Origin of the sequence: Embleya hyalina (genome assembly GCF_003967355.1) — a bacterium.
In the GTDB taxonomy this organism is placed as follows: domain Bacteria; phylum Actinomycetota; class Actinomycetes; order Streptomycetales; family Streptomycetaceae; genus Embleya; species Embleya hyalina.
The window spans coordinates 115971-131869 of sequence record NZ_BIFH01000037.1; the positions used below are offsets into that span (position 1 = coordinate 115971).

The 15899-nt window shown below is 72.2% G+C and carries 14 protein-coding genes; 6 read left to right on the plus strand and 8 right to left on the minus strand.

Features of this window, described 5'->3' with window-relative positions; genetic code table 11:
- Window positions 1-8 precede the first annotated feature (8 nt).
- The 5 genes from EMA17_RS38850 to EMA17_RS38865 all read right to left on the minus strand — a co-directional run bounded on the left by EMA17_RS38850 (window position 9) and on the right by EMA17_RS38865 (window position 6006).
- A complete protein-coding gene (locus tag EMA17_RS38850; protein WP_246127182.1) occupies window positions 9-1115 on the minus strand; it encodes an NAD(P)/FAD-dependent oxidoreductase in 1107 nt (368 codons plus the stop codon).
- Window positions 1112-2464 carry a lysine N(6)-hydroxylase/L-ornithine N(5)-oxygenase family protein gene (locus EMA17_RS38855; protein WP_126641921.1) on the minus strand — a complete coding sequence of 451 codons (1353 nt, stop codon included), beginning with the start codon at window positions 2462-2464 and terminating at the stop codon, window positions 1112-1114. The genes EMA17_RS38850 and EMA17_RS38855 overlap by 4 nt, the downstream gene beginning before the upstream one ends.
- A 773-nt stretch (window positions 2465-3237) precedes the next feature.
- The gene (locus EMA17_RS52195) at window positions 3238-3393 is read right to left on the minus strand and encodes a hypothetical protein (protein WP_160161722.1); all 156 of its coding nucleotides are present in this window, start codon (window positions 3391-3393) and stop codon (window positions 3238-3240) included.
- 373 nt (window positions 3394-3766) lie between these two features.
- Window positions 3767-5278: a sensor histidine kinase gene (locus EMA17_RS38860; protein WP_246127183.1), complete on the minus strand. Its 1512-nt coding sequence runs from the start codon at window positions 5276-5278 to the stop codon at window positions 3767-3769.
- Window positions 5272-6006: a response regulator transcription factor gene (locus tag EMA17_RS38865; RefSeq protein WP_126641922.1), complete on the minus strand. Its 735-nt coding sequence runs from the start codon at window positions 6004-6006 to the stop codon at window positions 5272-5274. The genes EMA17_RS38860 and EMA17_RS38865 overlap by 7 nt, the downstream gene beginning before the upstream one ends.
- Before the next feature lie 283 nt (window positions 6007-6289).
- On the opposite strand from EMA17_RS38865, the gene EMA17_RS38870 reads away from it, so the two are divergent.
- Together EMA17_RS38870 and EMA17_RS38875 are read left to right on the plus strand one after the other, a co-directional pair.
- On the plus strand, window positions 6290-8500 hold the full coding sequence (locus tag EMA17_RS38870) for an MMPL family transporter (RefSeq protein WP_126641923.1): 2211 nt from the start codon (window positions 6290-6292) through the stop codon (window positions 8498-8500).
- Between the two features lie 191 nt (window positions 8501-8691).
- On the plus strand, window positions 8692-9081 hold the full coding sequence (locus EMA17_RS38875; protein WP_126641924.1) for a hypothetical protein: 390 nt from the start codon (window positions 8692-8694) through the stop codon (window positions 9079-9081).
- 97 nt (window positions 9082-9178) lie between these two features.
- Here the strand turns inward: EMA17_RS38875 and EMA17_RS38880 are convergent, their stop codons facing one another.
- Window positions 9179-10075, minus strand: coding sequence for a sigma-70 family RNA polymerase sigma factor (locus EMA17_RS38880; RefSeq protein WP_126641925.1), 897 nt, complete (start codon window positions 10073-10075; stop codon window positions 9179-9181).
- Between the two features lie 101 nt (window positions 10076-10176).
- On the opposite strand from EMA17_RS38880, the gene EMA17_RS38885 reads away from it, so the two are divergent.
- On the plus strand, window positions 10177-10638 hold the full coding sequence (locus EMA17_RS38885) for a carboxymuconolactone decarboxylase family protein (RefSeq protein ID WP_126641926.1): 462 nt from the start codon (window positions 10177-10179) through the stop codon (window positions 10636-10638).
- A gap of 157 nt (window positions 10639-10795) precedes the next feature.
- On the opposite strand, the gene EMA17_RS38890 is transcribed toward EMA17_RS38885, so the two are convergent.
- Window positions 10796-11575, minus strand: coding sequence for an alpha/beta fold hydrolase (locus EMA17_RS38890; protein WP_126641927.1), 780 nt, complete (start codon window positions 11573-11575; stop codon window positions 10796-10798).
- A gap of 187 nt (window positions 11576-11762) precedes the next feature.
- Here EMA17_RS38890 and EMA17_RS38895 point away from each other — a divergent pair, with 187 nt between their 5' ends.
- Window positions 11763-12719, plus strand: coding sequence for a S1C family serine protease (locus tag EMA17_RS38895; protein ID WP_126641928.1), 957 nt, complete (start codon window positions 11763-11765; stop codon window positions 12717-12719).
- Between the two features lie 205 nt (window positions 12720-12924).
- On the plus strand, window positions 12925-13560 hold the full coding sequence (locus EMA17_RS38905; RefSeq protein WP_126641929.1) for a hypothetical protein: 636 nt from the start codon (window positions 12925-12927) through the stop codon (window positions 13558-13560).
- A gap of 228 nt (window positions 13561-13788) precedes the next feature.
- On the opposite strand, the gene EMA17_RS38910 is transcribed toward EMA17_RS38905, so the two are convergent.
- Window positions 13789-14958: an NAD(P)/FAD-dependent oxidoreductase gene (locus EMA17_RS38910; protein WP_126641930.1), complete on the minus strand. Its 1170-nt coding sequence runs from the start codon at window positions 14956-14958 to the stop codon at window positions 13789-13791.
- 634 nt (window positions 14959-15592) lie between these two features.
- On the opposite strand from EMA17_RS38910, the gene EMA17_RS38915 reads away from it, so the two are divergent.
- The gene (locus tag EMA17_RS38915) at window positions 15593-15796 is read left to right on the plus strand and encodes a hypothetical protein (protein WP_126641931.1); all 204 of its coding nucleotides are present in this window, start codon (window positions 15593-15595) and stop codon (window positions 15794-15796) included.
- Window positions 15797-15899: the final 103 nt, after the last annotated feature.

Genomic DNA, 15899 nt, shown 5'->3' on the forward strand with positions numbered 1-15899 from the left:
CACTTCGGTCACGCGTGCGGAGGAATCGAGGACAGGTCCAGCAGATCCGCGGCCTCCGCCGCGATCGCCGGGGCGAGCCGATATCCGGACCCGTTGGCGGCGCCGGCGAAGACGACGCGGCCGTCGCCCAGCGCCCGCACCTGCGGTTCGCCGGTGGGGCTGTACGCGTCGCAGAACACCCGTCCCGAGACGCGGTGTTCGGCCAGCGCGGGGGCGTGGCGGCGCAGGCTCGCGCGCGCCTGGTCGACGTCGTCGGCGGACAGGCCGCCGGCCAGGTCGTCGGGATCGACGTCCCAGGTCGTACAGGTGTAGCTGAACAGCCAGTGCCCCGAGGCGTGCAGCGGCAGCAGGAAGGCGTCCTCGTCGTGGAAGACGACGGCCCGGTCGGTGCGGGTCGGAACCCGCTCGACGTGCAGCGCGACGATCTTCTTGACCCGGGCGCCGAGCGGGGCCAGCGACTCGCGCCAGGCGGGTTCGGCGAGCCAGGGTCCCGGGGCCAGCACGACCCGATCCGCGGTCACCGTCTCCCCGGTGCCGAGGGCGAGTTCGACACCGCCCACGTCCGGCTCGCGGCCGGGGTCGGTGTGGCCGACGGCGCGCATCGTATCCACGTGCACGCCCTCGCGCAGGGTCACCCGTGCCCGCAGTTCGCGGGTGAGGTCGCGCACCAGCGCGTAGACGTCGGCGTACTGGGCGCCCCGACACTCCCAGATCCGCGCGTGCTCGGGAAGTCGTAGATCGGGCGCGCCGGCTCGGTCCTCGGAAGGGTCGACGGGGGTCAACTCGGCGCTGTCGAGGTAGATCTCGTGCACGCGCGAGGCGTTCACGGGGGAGGCGACCACCGACATCGGGACCGCGTGAATCGGCAACTCGGGAGCGTTGTGCTTGAGTTCCGCGTAGTAGTCCTGGCTGTACGCCGTCATGCGCCGCACCCGCTCCGTCGCGCCGCGCGGACAGTGCAGTCCGGCCGACCGGCGGCTCGCGCCGGCACCGACGGTGTCCCGGTCCAGGAGCAGGACGGACGCCTCCGGCGCGCGGGCGACGATCTCCCGGGCGACCAGGCAGCCGACGATTCCGGCGCCGACGACCGCCACATCGGTGTGTTCCCGGTTCACAGAGCGTCCAGGTCGTCGACGGGCGGTTTGGCGGACCACTCGACGAACGACGGCAATTGTTCGTCGGAGCCCACCCCCAGAAGCCGGTCGAGGATGCGCCGGCTGCGCCAGGCGGTCAGGCTCAGATTGGGGTCCGCCAGCCCGCGCTGACCGCGTGCCGCGTTCTGCATGAAGATGAGGCGGTCGCGGGGGCCGTCCCATTGCACGGCGAAATCCCGGTCGATGCGATACTCGTCGCCCTCGCGTTCCAGACGGCTCTCGATCGGCGCGAGGAATTCGGTCGACGCCGGACGGAATCCGGTGGCCCACACGATGGTGTCCACATCCACGTACTCGACCACGTCCGGCCGGTCGTTGTGGCCCATCTCGATGGTCCACCCGCCGGACTCGTTCCCGCTCACGTCGGTGACCGCACGATTGGGCAGCAGCGCCAGCAGATCCTGCGTGCCCTCGATGAAGCGGTGCTCGTAGCAGCGCTGGTAGATGTCCCGCAACGTCGACTCGGAGATGCCGTCGCTGCTCAGCACATGACGACTGTTGAGCGACTCGCGAACCGCCCGGTCCACCCCGGCGAAATACTCCGAATAGCTGGGCGTGTAGTACTCGTTCGTGAACGGCGAGTCGTCGATGGGAAAGTAGTTCCCGCGCCGCGAGATCCAGGTGACACGCCGGGGCAGCTCCTTCGGCGCACGGGATATCAGATCCAGAAACGCCTCGGCCCCGGACTGGCCGCCACCGACCACGGCGACCCGCTTTCCGGCAAGTCCGGGCCGTGTTCCGTCGATGAAATCGCTGACGTGGAACTGCGTGTCGCCGAGTTTGTCCCGGGCATGTGCGGGAACCCATGATCTGGTGCCCACGCCGACGCAGATGTTCTCCGCGGTGACGGTGCGCCTGCTGGTGTGCACGACGAACGAATCACGTACGTCGTCGAAATCCACGGCGACCACTTTTTCGCCGAAGACGATGTTCTCGTTGCGTCGGCTCGCCCACTCCAGATAGTTCCTGAATTCCCGGCGGGGAACCGCGTCGTATTGGGCGTTGATGAAGTGGTAGATCTTGCCCTGCTCGTGCAGATACGAGAGGAAGGAAAACTCGTTGGTCGGGTCGGAGAGGATGACGAGATCCTTGAGCAACGACACCTGTAGCGACGCGCCGGGTATCTGCTGATTGTCGTGCCAACCGAATCTTTCCTTCTGGTCGAGAAAGAGGTTCGGTGTCTCCGAGCGCCCGTGCAGCAGTGACGCCAGGCTCAGGTTGGCGGGACCGACTCCGATGCCGACGCAGCGGTACTGCGCCGATTGGGGTTCGCTGTTTCCCGAAACACGGTTTTCGACTGGTTTCCCCACGGCTCGACGACACTCCCAGCACTCGCGCAGGATTGGTCATCCGGCGACATCCCCCGCTGGACGCGCGTAACTCGCGTCACGGCCGGGGGACAGCCCCGGGCGTCGGGAACGGCACGCACGGAGCTTCACGACGGATGCTTCTCGGAGGATGGCCGTCGGGCGCCGCGGCGGTGGAACGATGGTCCGCGGCGCGCGGCGGGTGGTGACAAGTGGTCGGATGGTGCGCGCATGGGATTCCCCGCCCGCCCGTTCTCGAATTTCGAGAATCGGCGGCCGGGGCGCGGAGACCGGGCCCCGGCCCGTCCGGTCGAGTCGATGCCGATGTCGACCGGAGGAGGGAGCGTCGGCTTCGCGGGAAGCTTCGGAATGGCTGGGTTCAGCTATTCATTTCTATTTAACCGAAGGTTCGGGTCATCAAATTTTCCCGTGCGACTTCGCGCGGATTGATGACCGGGATTGACTGTATAGCAGGTCGGGGCGGCTTGGCTAGTGCGTCGCGGCGAACCCGGGAGAAGATCCATTTCCGGTCGACCGCGAGGAAATGCGAAGATCGTATTCCGGTTCCCCAATCTGTGACAACTGGCGAGATGGCATTGATCGGATCGTTTGCCGTGGATATCGACGCGCACATGCGCAGGTCGGGCCATGGATGAACGAATTTGATCTTCGCCCGCCGACAAGATCGATGCGGGTATTTTCGCCACCGCATATCGTCGAGGCTCCCCGGGGAGGGGAGCCGTCGATTTCGGGATCGTCCGCGTGCCGGCCGCGGATCAGGTGCGCACGGCCGCCGAGGCGGTGGGCCTGGAAGCACGCTCCGGGCGGGGCCGGCTCATCGCGCGGGCGAGGTATCGACCCAGGGACAACAGCGCCCAGAGCGGTAGCCCGAGGAGGGTGAGGGCCAGGAACAGGCCGCCGATGAGGAACATGAATCGGAAGTATGCCGGACGAGATGGGGCACGTCACCCTCTTCGGGCCGATCGACCCGGCCCCGCCCCGGGACGGACGCCGTTCCCGGGGCCGAGGGATCGTCCGGAGGGACGATCTCCGGCCTGTCGGCAGGCCGCGCCCACCGGCCGCCGGGCCCGCCGTCGCCGACCGGGGAGCGGGTCCGGGCGTGGTCGGACAGTGTCCGGAATTCGGCTGCCGCAGCCGGGAATTCCCGCCGAGGACGAGATCCGCCGGCGGGTATGTGCGCCTCCCCGCCGGTGCGTCGGCAGGACATCGGCGCGGTACGGATCGTCGCCGCCTGCGGGCACGCCCCGCGCACCGCCCTGCCCGCCGGCTTCCACGCCTTCACCGTCACGGGGGATCGAGCCTGCGGATCGGCCCGCCCGTCCCACCGGCCCGGCCCGGCCCCGAGCCGGCCTCCGCATCCGCCTCCGCCAAGGCGGGCAACCGCACCTCGACCACCGTCCCTCCGCCGGGCGCCGGGCCGATGGTGATCGTGCCGTGGTGCATCTCCACGATCGCCGCGACGATGGACAACCCCAGGCCGCTGCCGCCCTGGGTGCGACTGCGGCTCTTGTCGGCCCGGTGGAAGCGGTCGAAGACGTGCGGCAGATCGGCGTCCGGGATGCCCGGACCGCGGTCGCGAACGATCAGCACCGCCTCCCCGTCCGCCGCGCGCAGTTCGACCTCGGCCGGGGTATGGACGGGCGTGTGCATCCGGACGTTTCCGAGCAGGTTGGCCACCAGCTGCCGCAACCGATCCTCGTCGCCGAGCACGCTCACCCGGTCCTCGTCCCCGAGCACGCCCACCCGATCCTCGGCGGGCCGGCCGGCGCAGGTCAGCGGTCGGTCGGGCTCCACCGCGGCGGCGTCGCGGCAGGAGTCGGCGACCACCCGGGTCAGGTCGACCGGTTCCAGGTCGGTGTCCTGTTCCTCGTCCAGGCGCGCGAGCAGGAGCAGCGCCTCGACCAGGCCGTTCATCCGGCGTATCTCGGCCCGCATCCGGCTCACCGCGTCGTCCACCGCGGCCCGGTCCGGCAGTGCGCCGCGCTGGTACAACTCGGCGTATCCGCCGATGGACTGCAGCGGATTGCGCAGTTCGTGCGAGGCGTCGGCGACGAATCGACGCAACCGTTCCCGGGAGGCGTCCCGGGCGGCCAGCGCGGCCTGGATCCCGTCGAGCATCCGGTCGAGCGCGATGGCCAGTCGACCGACCTCGGTGCGCGGGCCGATCAGCGGATCGTGCACGCGCCGTGCGTAGTCGCCGGCGGCGATCGTGTCGGCGACCCGGGCGGCGCGCTCCAGCGGCCGCAACTCCCGGCGCACGAACAGCGCGGCGAGCAGGGCCAGGGTCGGCAGCGCGATGCCGACGGTGGCCAGCACGACGTAGAGCGCGTGGTCGGCGGCCGCCTCGGTCTCGCGCACGCTCAGCGCGACCAGCGCGGTGCGTCCGTCGGTCAACTCCTGCACCCGCACCCGGAAGCTCTCCCGCGAACCCGGTTGCGCCGAGCCGGTGGTGAACGTGGCGCCGCTAGCGGGCAGCGGACCGCTCAACCGCGGCCCCGGACCCTGGGGTTGCCGATGCACGACGGCGAGCGCGACGTACAGGCCGCCCGGATACTCCAGCCAGACGCCCGGATCCAGGCTCATCGGCGCGTTGCTGCGCTCGCGGGTGTCCAGCGCGCGCAACGCGGCGGCCGTGGTGTCCAGTTGCTCGTCGAGGCGATCGAACAGCGAGTCGCGGAGCACCCCCACGGTCACCGCCGCGCAGGTGTTCAGCACGACCGTGCACACCACGATGATCACCACGACCAGGCGGCGGTGCAGCGGTTGGGTGCGGATCCGGGCGCGCAGCCTCAGCACGGCGGGGTGCGCAGGCAGTAGCCGACGCCGCGTCGGGTGTGGATCAGCGGCGGACCCTGCCCGTCGTCGATCTTGCGGCGCAGGTAGCTGATGTAGGTGGCCACCACGGTGTCGTCGCCGTTGAAGTCGTAGGACCAGACGTGTTCCAGGAGCCGGGCCCGGGTCAGCACCCGGTCCGGGTGCAGCATCAGGTAGCGCAGCAGGCGGAATTCGGTGGGGGACAGGTCGATGTGCCGGCCCGCGCGGCGCACCTGATGGGCGGAGGAGTCGAGTTCGAGGTCGGCCACGCGCAACACGTCGCCGCCGGGGTCGGCGCGGCGGGTGCGGCGCAGGACCGCCTCGACGCGTGCGGTGACCTCGTCCAGCCCGAAGGGTTTGGTGATGTAGTCGTCGCCGCCGGCGGTCAGCCCGCGCACCACGTCCCTGCGGGTGTCGCGTGCGGTGAGGAAGACCACGGCGACGGGCAGGCCGTCGGCACGCAGGCGGCGCAGCACCTCGAAGCCGTCGCCGTCGGGCAGCATGATGTCGAGCAGGACCAGTTCCGGTAGGAAGTCCCGGGCCACGGTGAGCGCTTGGCGCCCGGTGCCGGCGGTGCGCACGTCGTAGCCGACGAAGCGCAGGAACCGGGTCACGGTGTCCACGATCGCGGGTTCGTCGTCGACGACCAGGAGGCGGCCGCGCTCGGTCGGCGGCACGGACGAACCGGGCGATGGCTCCGCAGTGTTCATCTGGTTCCTTCTCGATGCGCGTTTCGCCGGAGGGTCGCGGTCGGCGGTGGGCCGAGGGGGCGGGTGCCGTCCCGACATTACGGCGGCCGGCCGGGGCCGCGGGCGGGCCCCTGTCCGGTACCAGCGTGGCCCACGAACCCGCGCGCATTCCATGGGAGTCGTGTGTGAATGGGGCCTTTCGCGGCCCGGATCGCGGGGGTTGCGCGGCGGTCGGCTCCTAGCGTGGACGGGGTCGGGTCGACCCGATTCCCATCCCCGTGCCGTATCCGTCCGGGAGTTCGTGATGTCCTCGCTGTTGTATCGCCTCGGCCGCTTCGCCGTTCGCCGCCGCCGGCTCGTCATCGCCGCCTGGGTGCTGATCCTGGTGGCCTCGGCGGCGGCCGCGCTCACCCTGATGAAACCCTTCGCGTCGCACAACGACATCCCGGGCACGGAGTCGCAGCGCTCCCTCGACGTGTTGCGGGACCGCTTCCCGACCGCCGACGGCGCCGAGGGCCGGATCGTGTTCCACACGTCCAACGGGGAGCGGATCGACGCCGGCCCGGCCCGCGCCGCGGTCCTGGCGGCCACCGAACAGGCCGCGGCCGTACGCGGGGTGGCCGCCGCCGAGGCCCCCTACCCGGCCGGCGCGGTCTCGGCCGACCGCGGCACCGCGATCACCGCGCTGACCTTCGCGGCGAAGCGGCCGGAGGACGTGCCGGCGTCGGTGCGCGACGCGGTGGCGGAGGTCGCCGAGCGGGCGCGGGGCGCGGGGTTGACGGTGGAACTGGGCGGCGAGGCGTTCGTCGAGGAGACCGCGCCGTTCGGTGTCGCCGAGTTGGCCGGACTGTTCGTCACGCTGGGCGTGTTGGTGTTCGTCTTCCGCTCCTTGCGCGCGGCGGTGGTGCCGCTGGTGACCGCGCTCGTCGGGGTCGCGGTGGGGGTGCTTCTGGTGCTCGCGGGCGGGCATTTCGTGACCATGGACAGCAGTTCGCTGACCCTGGCGTTGATGCTGGGTCTGGCGGTGGGGGTCGACTACGCGCTGTTCATCGTCTCCCGGCACCGTGATCAGGTCCGGGCGGGCATGGAGCCTGCGGAGTCGGTGGGGCGGGCGGTGGGTACGGCCGGGACGGCGGTGGTCTTCGCCGGTGCCACCGTGGTGATCGCGCTGGCCGCACTCGCCGTGGTGCGCATCCCCTTCCTGACCGTGATGGGGGTGGCGGCCGCGGTCACCGTCGTGGTGTCGGTACTGGTGGCGCTGACCCTGCTGCCGGCGCTGCTCGGGGTGCTGGGTGCGCGGGTGGCGTCCAGTGCGATCCCGGCACTGCGGCGGGCGGCGGATCGGGCCGACGGGGCCGGCCGGGCCGGGGGGCGGGCCGCGCCGGGCGCGCGGTGGGTGGGCGTGGTGATCCGCTCGCGGTGGGTGGTGCTGCCGCTGGGCGTGGCCGGCCTGGCCCTGTGCGCGTTGCCCGCCCTCGACCTGCGACCGGGCCTGCCCAAGGACCGCGGCGACACGACCGCGGTGCGGGCGCAGCGGCTGATCGACGCGGGCTTCGGGCCCGGGTACACCGGCGCGCTGGTGGTGGTCGTCCAGGGTTCGCCGGCGAGCGCGATGCCGGCGGCCGAGATGCTCGCCGCGAAGGTGGCCACGCTCGCCGACGTCGCCTCGGTGGCGAAGCCGGTTCCGGACGCGAGCGGCGGGACGGTGATGGTCCACGTGGTGCCGGCCGCCGGGCCCGACTCGACCCGTACCCGGGACCTGCTCGACGACATCCGGCACGCGCGCGACCCGATCGCCGGCGGCACCCGTACCCGGATCGACGTGACCGGCGGCACGGCGGTGGATCTGGACGTGGCGAGCAGACTCGCCGCCGCGCTGCCGGTGTACTGCCTGGTGGTGATGGGCCTGGCCGTGCTGCTGCTCACGGTGGTGTTCCGGTCGGCGGTGGTGCCGGTGAAGGCGGCGCTGGGCTTCCTGCTGTCGGCGCTCGGCGCGCTGGGCGCGGTGGTCGCGGTCTTCCAGTGGGGCTGGTCGTCCGCGCTCGTGGGACTGGACGGCACCGGGCCGATCGTGAGCTTCCTGCCGATCCTGCTGATCGGCATCCTGTTCGGCCTGGCCATGGACTACGAGGTGTTCCTGGTCTCGCGGATGCGCGAGGAGTACACCCGCGGCCGGCCCGCGCTCGACGCGCTGCGGGTGGGCTACGGGCACAGCGCCAAGGTGGTCACCGCCGCCGCGTTGATCATGGTGTCCGTGTTCGGGTCGTTCGTGTTGTCCGACAACGTGGTGGTCAAGGGCATGGGGTTCGCGCTGGCCGCGGGCGTGTTGTTCGACGCGTTCGTGGTCCGGATGACGCTGGTGCCGGCCGTCCTGGCGGTGCTCGGCGATCGGGCCTGGTGGTTGCCCCGGGCCCTCGACCGCCTCCTGCCGGACGTGGACCTGGAAGGCGCCGGACCGACGCGCCGACTCGACGGCGCCGCTGCCGTGCCGCCGGAGCGGGTGAACACGTGCTGAACGAGACACGATTCCCGCGGTACGGGCCGGGGTTCGAAGGAATCCGCGGATGCCCCGGACGCGACGTGGCGGACGTGCCGCGGGCGCGCCACGGGGGTACCCGAGGCGGGTGGTACGCCCGATGGGTCGCCCGAACACCCGATGGGAACACACGTTCGAATTCGGGTTCGATCGGGGCTACCATGATCGGCATGACCGAGCCACCGGACGTCGACGCACTGGAGGCGTCGTTCTCCGGTGGCCGAGCGACCCTGGGGCAACGCGTCGACGCCACCCGCGCCCAGGCGGCCCGCGCCGCCGAGTCGCCGCGCCACGCCCAGCCGGGACCCCCACCACCGGCGGAGGGCACGTGGGTGTGGGTCCGGCAGCCGGAGGACCGCGGCGTACTGCTGTGTCGTGTGGTGCGCTGGGAGCGCACGGCGTCCGGTGCCTGGGCGCTGCGCGTCGACCTGCCGATCTGGGCCGGATACCGGGTCCCGGGCGGGTACGAGATCGACGGGTCGCATCACCTGCAGATCGCGCCGACGCACGCGCTGATCGAGATCCCGGGCCAGGACTACAGCCGCATCCCGCGCCCGTAGGGCGGGCGGGCGCGCGTCGCGGCCACCGAATCGCACGTCGGCGGTCGGTGCGCGGGGCCGCGATGCCCGCCGCACCGACCGCCGTGGGGCGACCCGGTCAGCGCGTGAGCACGCTCGGGTCGATCCCGGCCAGCCGCTCCGGATCGGTGAGGATGTCCAGGGCGGTGATCCGCCCGTCCTCGATCGTGAACGCCATCACCGACAGCGGCGTGCCGTCGGACGCCAGCGCGACCACGCCCGGCGTGCCGTTGATCAGCGCCGGGAGCGCGATCTCGGCGAAACGGGCGAAGGTGATCGCCTGCGACGCGACATCACCGGCACCGCGCCGGAGCAGGCGCGGGCGCAGCGTGCCGCCGTCGGAGCGGGCCACCACCTCGGGGTGGAGCACCGCGACCAGGGCCTCGAAGTCGCCGCCGCGCGAGGCGGCGAGGAACGCGTCGACCACCGCGCGGCGCCGACCCGGGTCGGGCTCCGGGGCGGGCGAGGCGCCCTCGACCCGGCGCCGGGCCCGACTGGCGAGCTGCCGGGTGGAGGCGAGCGTACGGTCCAGGACCGGGGCGATCTCGTCGAAGGGCACGCCGAACATGTCGTGCAGGACGAAGGCCAGCCGCTCGTCGGGGGCCAGCGTCTCCAGCACCACGAGAAGCGCGAAGCCGACCGAGTCGGCCAGCAGGATCTCCTGCTCGGGATCCACGCCGTCGGGACCGCTGACGATCGGATCGGGCAGGCGGACGAGTCCGTCGTCGTCCTGCAGCGGATCCTCACGGCGCGCGACCCGCGACCGCAACATGTCCAGGCACACCCGACCGACCACCGTGGTCAGCCAGCCGCCCAGGTTCCGCACCTCGGAGACGTCGGACCGACTCAGCCGCAACCAGGCCTCCTGAACCGCGTCGTCGGCCTCGCCGAGCGAGCCCAGCATCCGGTAGGCCACCGCCCGCAGATGCGGCCGGGTCTCCTCGAACCGCAGCGCCAGGAAATCTTCTTCGCTCACCTGTCACATCTCCATCGGCTGTTTCGTCAGTGGAGTGAAGGACGATAACCGGCCGGTACACAAACGAACCGACCGCCCACGATCGGAAAGAAGAAGACATCATGAGCGCTCGGATGAAGAACCCCGCCATGGTCCTGCCCGACGCGGTGAAGGGCATCCAGAACATCTACAAGGCGATGTATTCCAGCGGCGTGTCGCAGGAGATCCTGGAACTGGTCCACCTGCGCGCCAGTCAGATCAACGGCTGCAGCGCCTGTGTGTTCGCCGGTGTCGCCGGCGCGAAGAAGGCGGGTACCACCGACGAGCGGCTGCACGCCGTCGCGGCCTGGCGCGAGACTCCCTTCTTCTCCGACGCCGAGCGCGCCGCGCTGGCCCTGACCGAGGCATCCACCCGGCTCGCCGACCACAGCGGCCAGGCCGTACCGGACGCGCTGTGGGACGAGGTCGCCGACCACTTCGACGAGCGGCAGCTGTCCGCGATCATCCTGATGATCTCGATCACCAACTTCTTCAACCGGATCAACACCACGATCGAGGAGCCGGCCGGCGCCTCCTGGGGCTGAGCCGCCGCGGCACGGGGCGGTACCCGGGATCCGGCGACGGTCCCGGGGCCGACACCACGCGCGGAGGGCGTGCGTGGTGTCGGCCGAACGGGGGTCGAAGGCGTGGGCGGACACACCTTCGGCGGTCGCCCGGGACGGGCAGGGCTCGGGGCGGCGCTCAGGTGCGCACGGGCAGGAACGCGTCGAGGATCGGGAGCAGCAGGTCGGTGCGCCCGGGCACGCCCATGTGCGTGGTGTCCGGCAGGACCGCGAGCCGGGACGAGGGGATCAACTCGTGCATGCGCGCGGCGTGTTCCACCCGGATGAAGTCGGTGTCGCCGATCACCAGGAGGGTGGGTGCGGCGATCGCGCGCAACTCGTCGTCGGTCCATTCGGTGAAGCCGTGCGCGACGGGCTGGAGCTTGGCCAGGGTGGCCTCGAAGGCGGTCGGGTCGGGGGCGACCCGGGCGTACGCCTCGACCATCGCCTTGAAGTCGGCCTCGGTCGGCAGACGCGGTGAGGTCTGCTCGGGGGCGGCGATCTCCGGGAAGTAGCCGTCGTGCCGGTAGTGCGTGGCCAACAGGGCCAGCCGGTTCACCCGTTCCGGCGCGCGCACCGCGGCACGCAGCGCGGTCAGGCCGCCGAGACTGTAGCCGAGCAGGTCGGCCCGATCGACGTCGAGGTGGTCGAGCAGCGCGATCACGTCGTCGGCGAACACCTCCAGCGACATCTCGCGGTCGGTGTCGGCGGTGTGCCCGTGCCCCTGCAACTCGACGCCGATCACCCGACGGTGCGCGGCGAGCGCGGGCAGCAGCGCGCCGAAGGACAGGTCGATGGTCTGCGCCCCACCGTGGAGCAGAACCAACGGGGGTACGGCTCCCTCGACTCCGTGCTCCTCGTGGTACATCTCGATCCCGTTGACCGGCGCGTAGCCGGCGGTGCGTGCACTGATCGTCATCCCACTGCTCTCCTGACCCTCGTCCGAGTGAATACGCGACGTCACACTCATTGGACCGCCCGGGCCGGCAAAACTCATCGCGGGCACGCGGGCACGCGGGCACGCTTGGGCCGCCGGTGTCGGGTTTTGAGGCGGACTTGGGGGTGTTCTCAGGTTGTCTTCATCTGCGGGATCGAGAGTCTCGGGTATGACGGAAGACAATGCGGGGAGTGCGGAGTCCACCGGGATCGAGACGCGGGCCCCGGGCCGGCGGCGGGTGAAGCGGGCCTTCCTGGTGCCGGCCGTGGCGGTCGTGGTGGCCGGCCTGGTCGGCGGGTTGTCGGGGGTGGTCGTGGTGCGGCACTTCGAGGACTCCGACCACGCGCCGCCGGCGGCGGTCGGCGGGGTGCCGGTGCACAACGCCTCCGCGAGCGGGGGCGCGGGGTCGGTGTCGGCGGTGGCGGCGGCCGTCCGGTCGAGTGTGGTCGAGTTGCGGGTGACCTCACGGCGCGGCTCGGTGACGGGTTCGGGGGTGGTCCTGGACACCGCCGGCCGGATCCTGACCAACGATCACGTGGTGGCCGGGGCGGGTTCCGGCGGCGTCACGGTGGTCTTCGCCGACGGTCGCGCCGCCGCCGGTACCGTGTCGGCGAGCGATGCCGCCCACGATCTCGCGGTGGTCCGGGTGAGCGGCGTCGGCGGCCTCACCCCGGCCGTGCTCGGCGACTCGGCGTCGTTGCAAGTGGGCGACGGGGTGGTCGCGTTCGGGTCGCCCCTCGGCCTGGGCGGCACGGTCACCTCCGGCGTGGTCGGCGCGCTGAACCGGCCCATCACGACGTCCGGGGAGAGTGCGGTCGTGCCCGACGACGCGAGTGGCGCGCGTACCTCGCCCATCGCGGCGACCGACTCGAACACGGTGACCTACCCGGCGATCCAGACCGACGTCGCGTTCGGCTCGGGCAGCTCGGGCGGCCCGCTCGTGGACCTGTCCGGCCGGGTCGTGGGCATCGACTCGGCCATCTACGACACCACCTCCGAGGGCGGCGACGACCTTCCCCGGGGCGGGAGCGGCGTCGAGGCCGACGCCGGCAGTGTCGGCATCACCTTCGCGATCCCGATCGATGTGGCCAAGACCTTCCTGAACACCCTCGGCCCCGACGCCTGACATCACCCCGGTCGCGCGCGGGTCGGGCATCGGGTGGCGGACCCGAACGTTCGGCTCGACGTACACCGCGTGGTCGTTCGCGGTGCCGCGGTGCACCGGGACCGGCGCGCCCGGCACCTCGACGGCGCCGACGTGCGTGGGGGAACCCGTTCGGAGCGGCCTGCGTCCATTCGCCGGATGTGCCGACGGAAGGGGAGTCCGGGCGATGGGTGGACGGCGGGTCACCGTGGGGACGGCGTGGATGCGCGGGGTGGTCGTACCGGTTGTGATGGCCGTGGCGGCGACCGCGTGCGGCGGTTCGGGTGGGGGCGGGTATCGGCGGCCCCACGCGGACGAGACACCCTCCGCGCTGCCGTGGACCGGGGAGGGGGCTCGGTTGACCCTGGCGACCGTACGCACCCGGGTCGCGGTGTTCCGGCTGCGGGTGCCCACCGACCGCTGGGTGCAGGGCGATTCGGCGGCGGTGTCCGGCTCGTTCTGCCCGGGCGTGCGGGTCGTGGTCAATCGGGGTACGGCCGGTCCGGACCTGGTGATCCAGTCCTTCGGTACGGCCTGCGACCCGCGCACCATGCCGGGATGGGAGCGGCTGAGCCCGAAGGACCTCTACCGCACCGAGTCCGACATCCCGACGGACCGCCCGGTCGAAACCGTGACCACTTCGCTCGGCCGAGCCGTGATGTTCGCCGGCACGGGCGGGGAACCGACGGCCGTCGTCTTCCTCGCCTCCCCGCTCCTGCCCGACCACCCGACCCTGGTGATCCGCACCGGCGGCCAACCCGGACTCTTCGCCACGACCCAACTCGCCGACCTCCTCCGCAACGGCCTGCTCCCGGCGACGTAGGCCCGAGCCGCGCGGGTCGGCGGGCGGGGTCGGGTCGGCGTTCAATGTGCGCGGAGCGGGGTCGCCCGGCGTGTGCCGCCCGTGCCCGACGTCGGCATCGTGGTCGGCGACCGCGCGGCCCCGGTCGTCGACACCGACCCGGGCCCGCGCAACGTCTCGCCCACGTCCGCGCCGAGATCGGGCGCCCGCACGCGGCGGGCGTCGCCGTCGGCGCGACGGCGGCCACGATCACCACGTCCTCTGCTCCGGCAAGTGCCCGGGCGGGTCCGGGAGTCGGCCCGTGCCGATGCGCAGCGGGCGGTCGAGCGAGCGCAGGCCGGTGGGTGGCGGGGCGCCGCCGCTCAGGCGGATGGCGAGCATCCGGGCGGTCAGCGGCGCGAACTTGAACGACCCGCCGGCCGACGCCGCGTCGGCGAACACCTCGCCGTCCGCCAGGTCGAGCAGCAGCGCGCCGCCCGTGACGGCGTCGGCGACGAAATAGCAGTCGCGCGCGCCGGTGATCCAGCCGGGATGGAAGCCGGGCACCAGCGGCGCGAACCGCTCGCGCAGGGTCCGGGTCCAGCGGACGGCGGCATCGCGGCCGGCCAACGAGGGCACCACGCGCGCGACTTCGTGCGCGGACAACCCGAGCGGGGCATCCGCGACCGGCGGCACCAGCCAGGCGCCGGACCCGGCGTCCAGAGCGGCCACCGCCGGCGTTCCCGTCCACGCGTGGTGCTGCTCGCGCGGCACCGCGCAGTACAGCACGGTCTGCCGATGCAGGACGAGCCGATCGGCCGCGACCGGCGGCAGCAGCGTGCGGGCCCACGCCCCGGCCGCGACCAGCAGTCGGTCGCCGCGCAGGACGCGCCCGTCGGCCAGGATCACCGAGCGGTCGGCGACGTCCAGGCGGACGACGGCGGTGTGCGCGAGCAGTTGTACGCGGGGATGGTGCCGCAGTCGGTGGACGGCCGCCTCCAGGATGCGGTCCGCGAGCAGTACGCCGGCCCGCTCCTCGTACACCGCGCCCGCGCCGGCGGGGAAGCACAGATGGGGCCAGCGCCGGGCGAGCGCGATCGGGTCCAGCGCGTGCCCGCCACCGCCGGCGGCGGCGAGCAGGGCGCGGGCGCTGTCCACCCGGTGCGGTGCCAACCCGGTGAGCGCGCCCACCTGGTGGTAGCAGCGCACCCCCAGATACGCCTCCCACACCCGCCAGGCGTGATGCGCGGCGACCCCGGCCCGGGTGGCCCCGGGATCGTCCGGGTGCAGGGCGCGCAGCACCCGGTGCCGGTCGTGCGAGGCCGCGTGCGGATTGGGCAGGCGGCCCTGTTCGACGAGGGTGACCCGATGGCCGGCCCGGGCGCACTCCAGGGCGGTGAGCAGGCCGACGACGCCGCCGCCGACGATCACGGTACGCATCACCGTCCCCATGCCGGCGCCGCCTCCGGCCCCGCCTCGGTGCCGCCGCCTAGCGGTTTCGATGGACGGCCCTTTTCGGGGCGCCGCCCTGCATCGCCCACCGCCCGGGAAAAGTGAGTCCGGAAAGCCAGGGATTTGAATTCGGACGTCGCCACCGACCGTCTCCCGGATGTAAACGATCATTTCAGGGATGCCAGGCACTCCGGATCGAACATACGGCGCCATCGGACGGCAATCAAGCCTTCTTTCGCGGGCGACCCGGAAAGCGGATCGGCGTATTCCCGTTGGTTGTGGATCAGGGGTGAATCCCGATCGATATCGACGGAGAAATGGTTCGCGATACTTCGCGGCGGAGACGAGGGAATTCACCGGGGCCGCTCGAATCGGTCCGTCCCACGGCCGCCCGGGCCGCCCCGGCCGCGACGGCCCGCCGTCCCGGTCGATCACCCGGACGGGCCAATCCCGCCCCGCCCGTCTCGACGGCCGACCGCGTGCCGGTGACCTCGCACTCCGTGTCCCCGCACGCGGATCGGGACCGTCCGGCCCGGCTCGCGGCGGGCCCGGCCCGGATGCGCGCGGGACCGCCCCCGGATTGCATGGTGAGGCCGGTGAATCCCAGCACACGGGAGCGGAAATGCATGTGATGCGAGCGGTCGAAGGTCCGGACAATGTGGTGTGGCACGCGATGGAGGGCGAGGACACCGCGTTGTGCGGCGAGACCCTGCCGAACTTTCGTGAAGTGCACGGCAGTCGCCGGCGGGAGACGTTCTGTGTGGCGTGCATGGTCGAGATCGAACAGATCGCGGCGCCCGGCGCGACACCGACCTCCCGACACTGAATCTCCTACCGGTCCGTCCCACCAGTCTTTCCCACCCCGCGGCCCCGACCTCACCCGCCCGCTCCTCGGGGCGAAAGAGGTCGGGGCCGCCGCGCGTCGACCG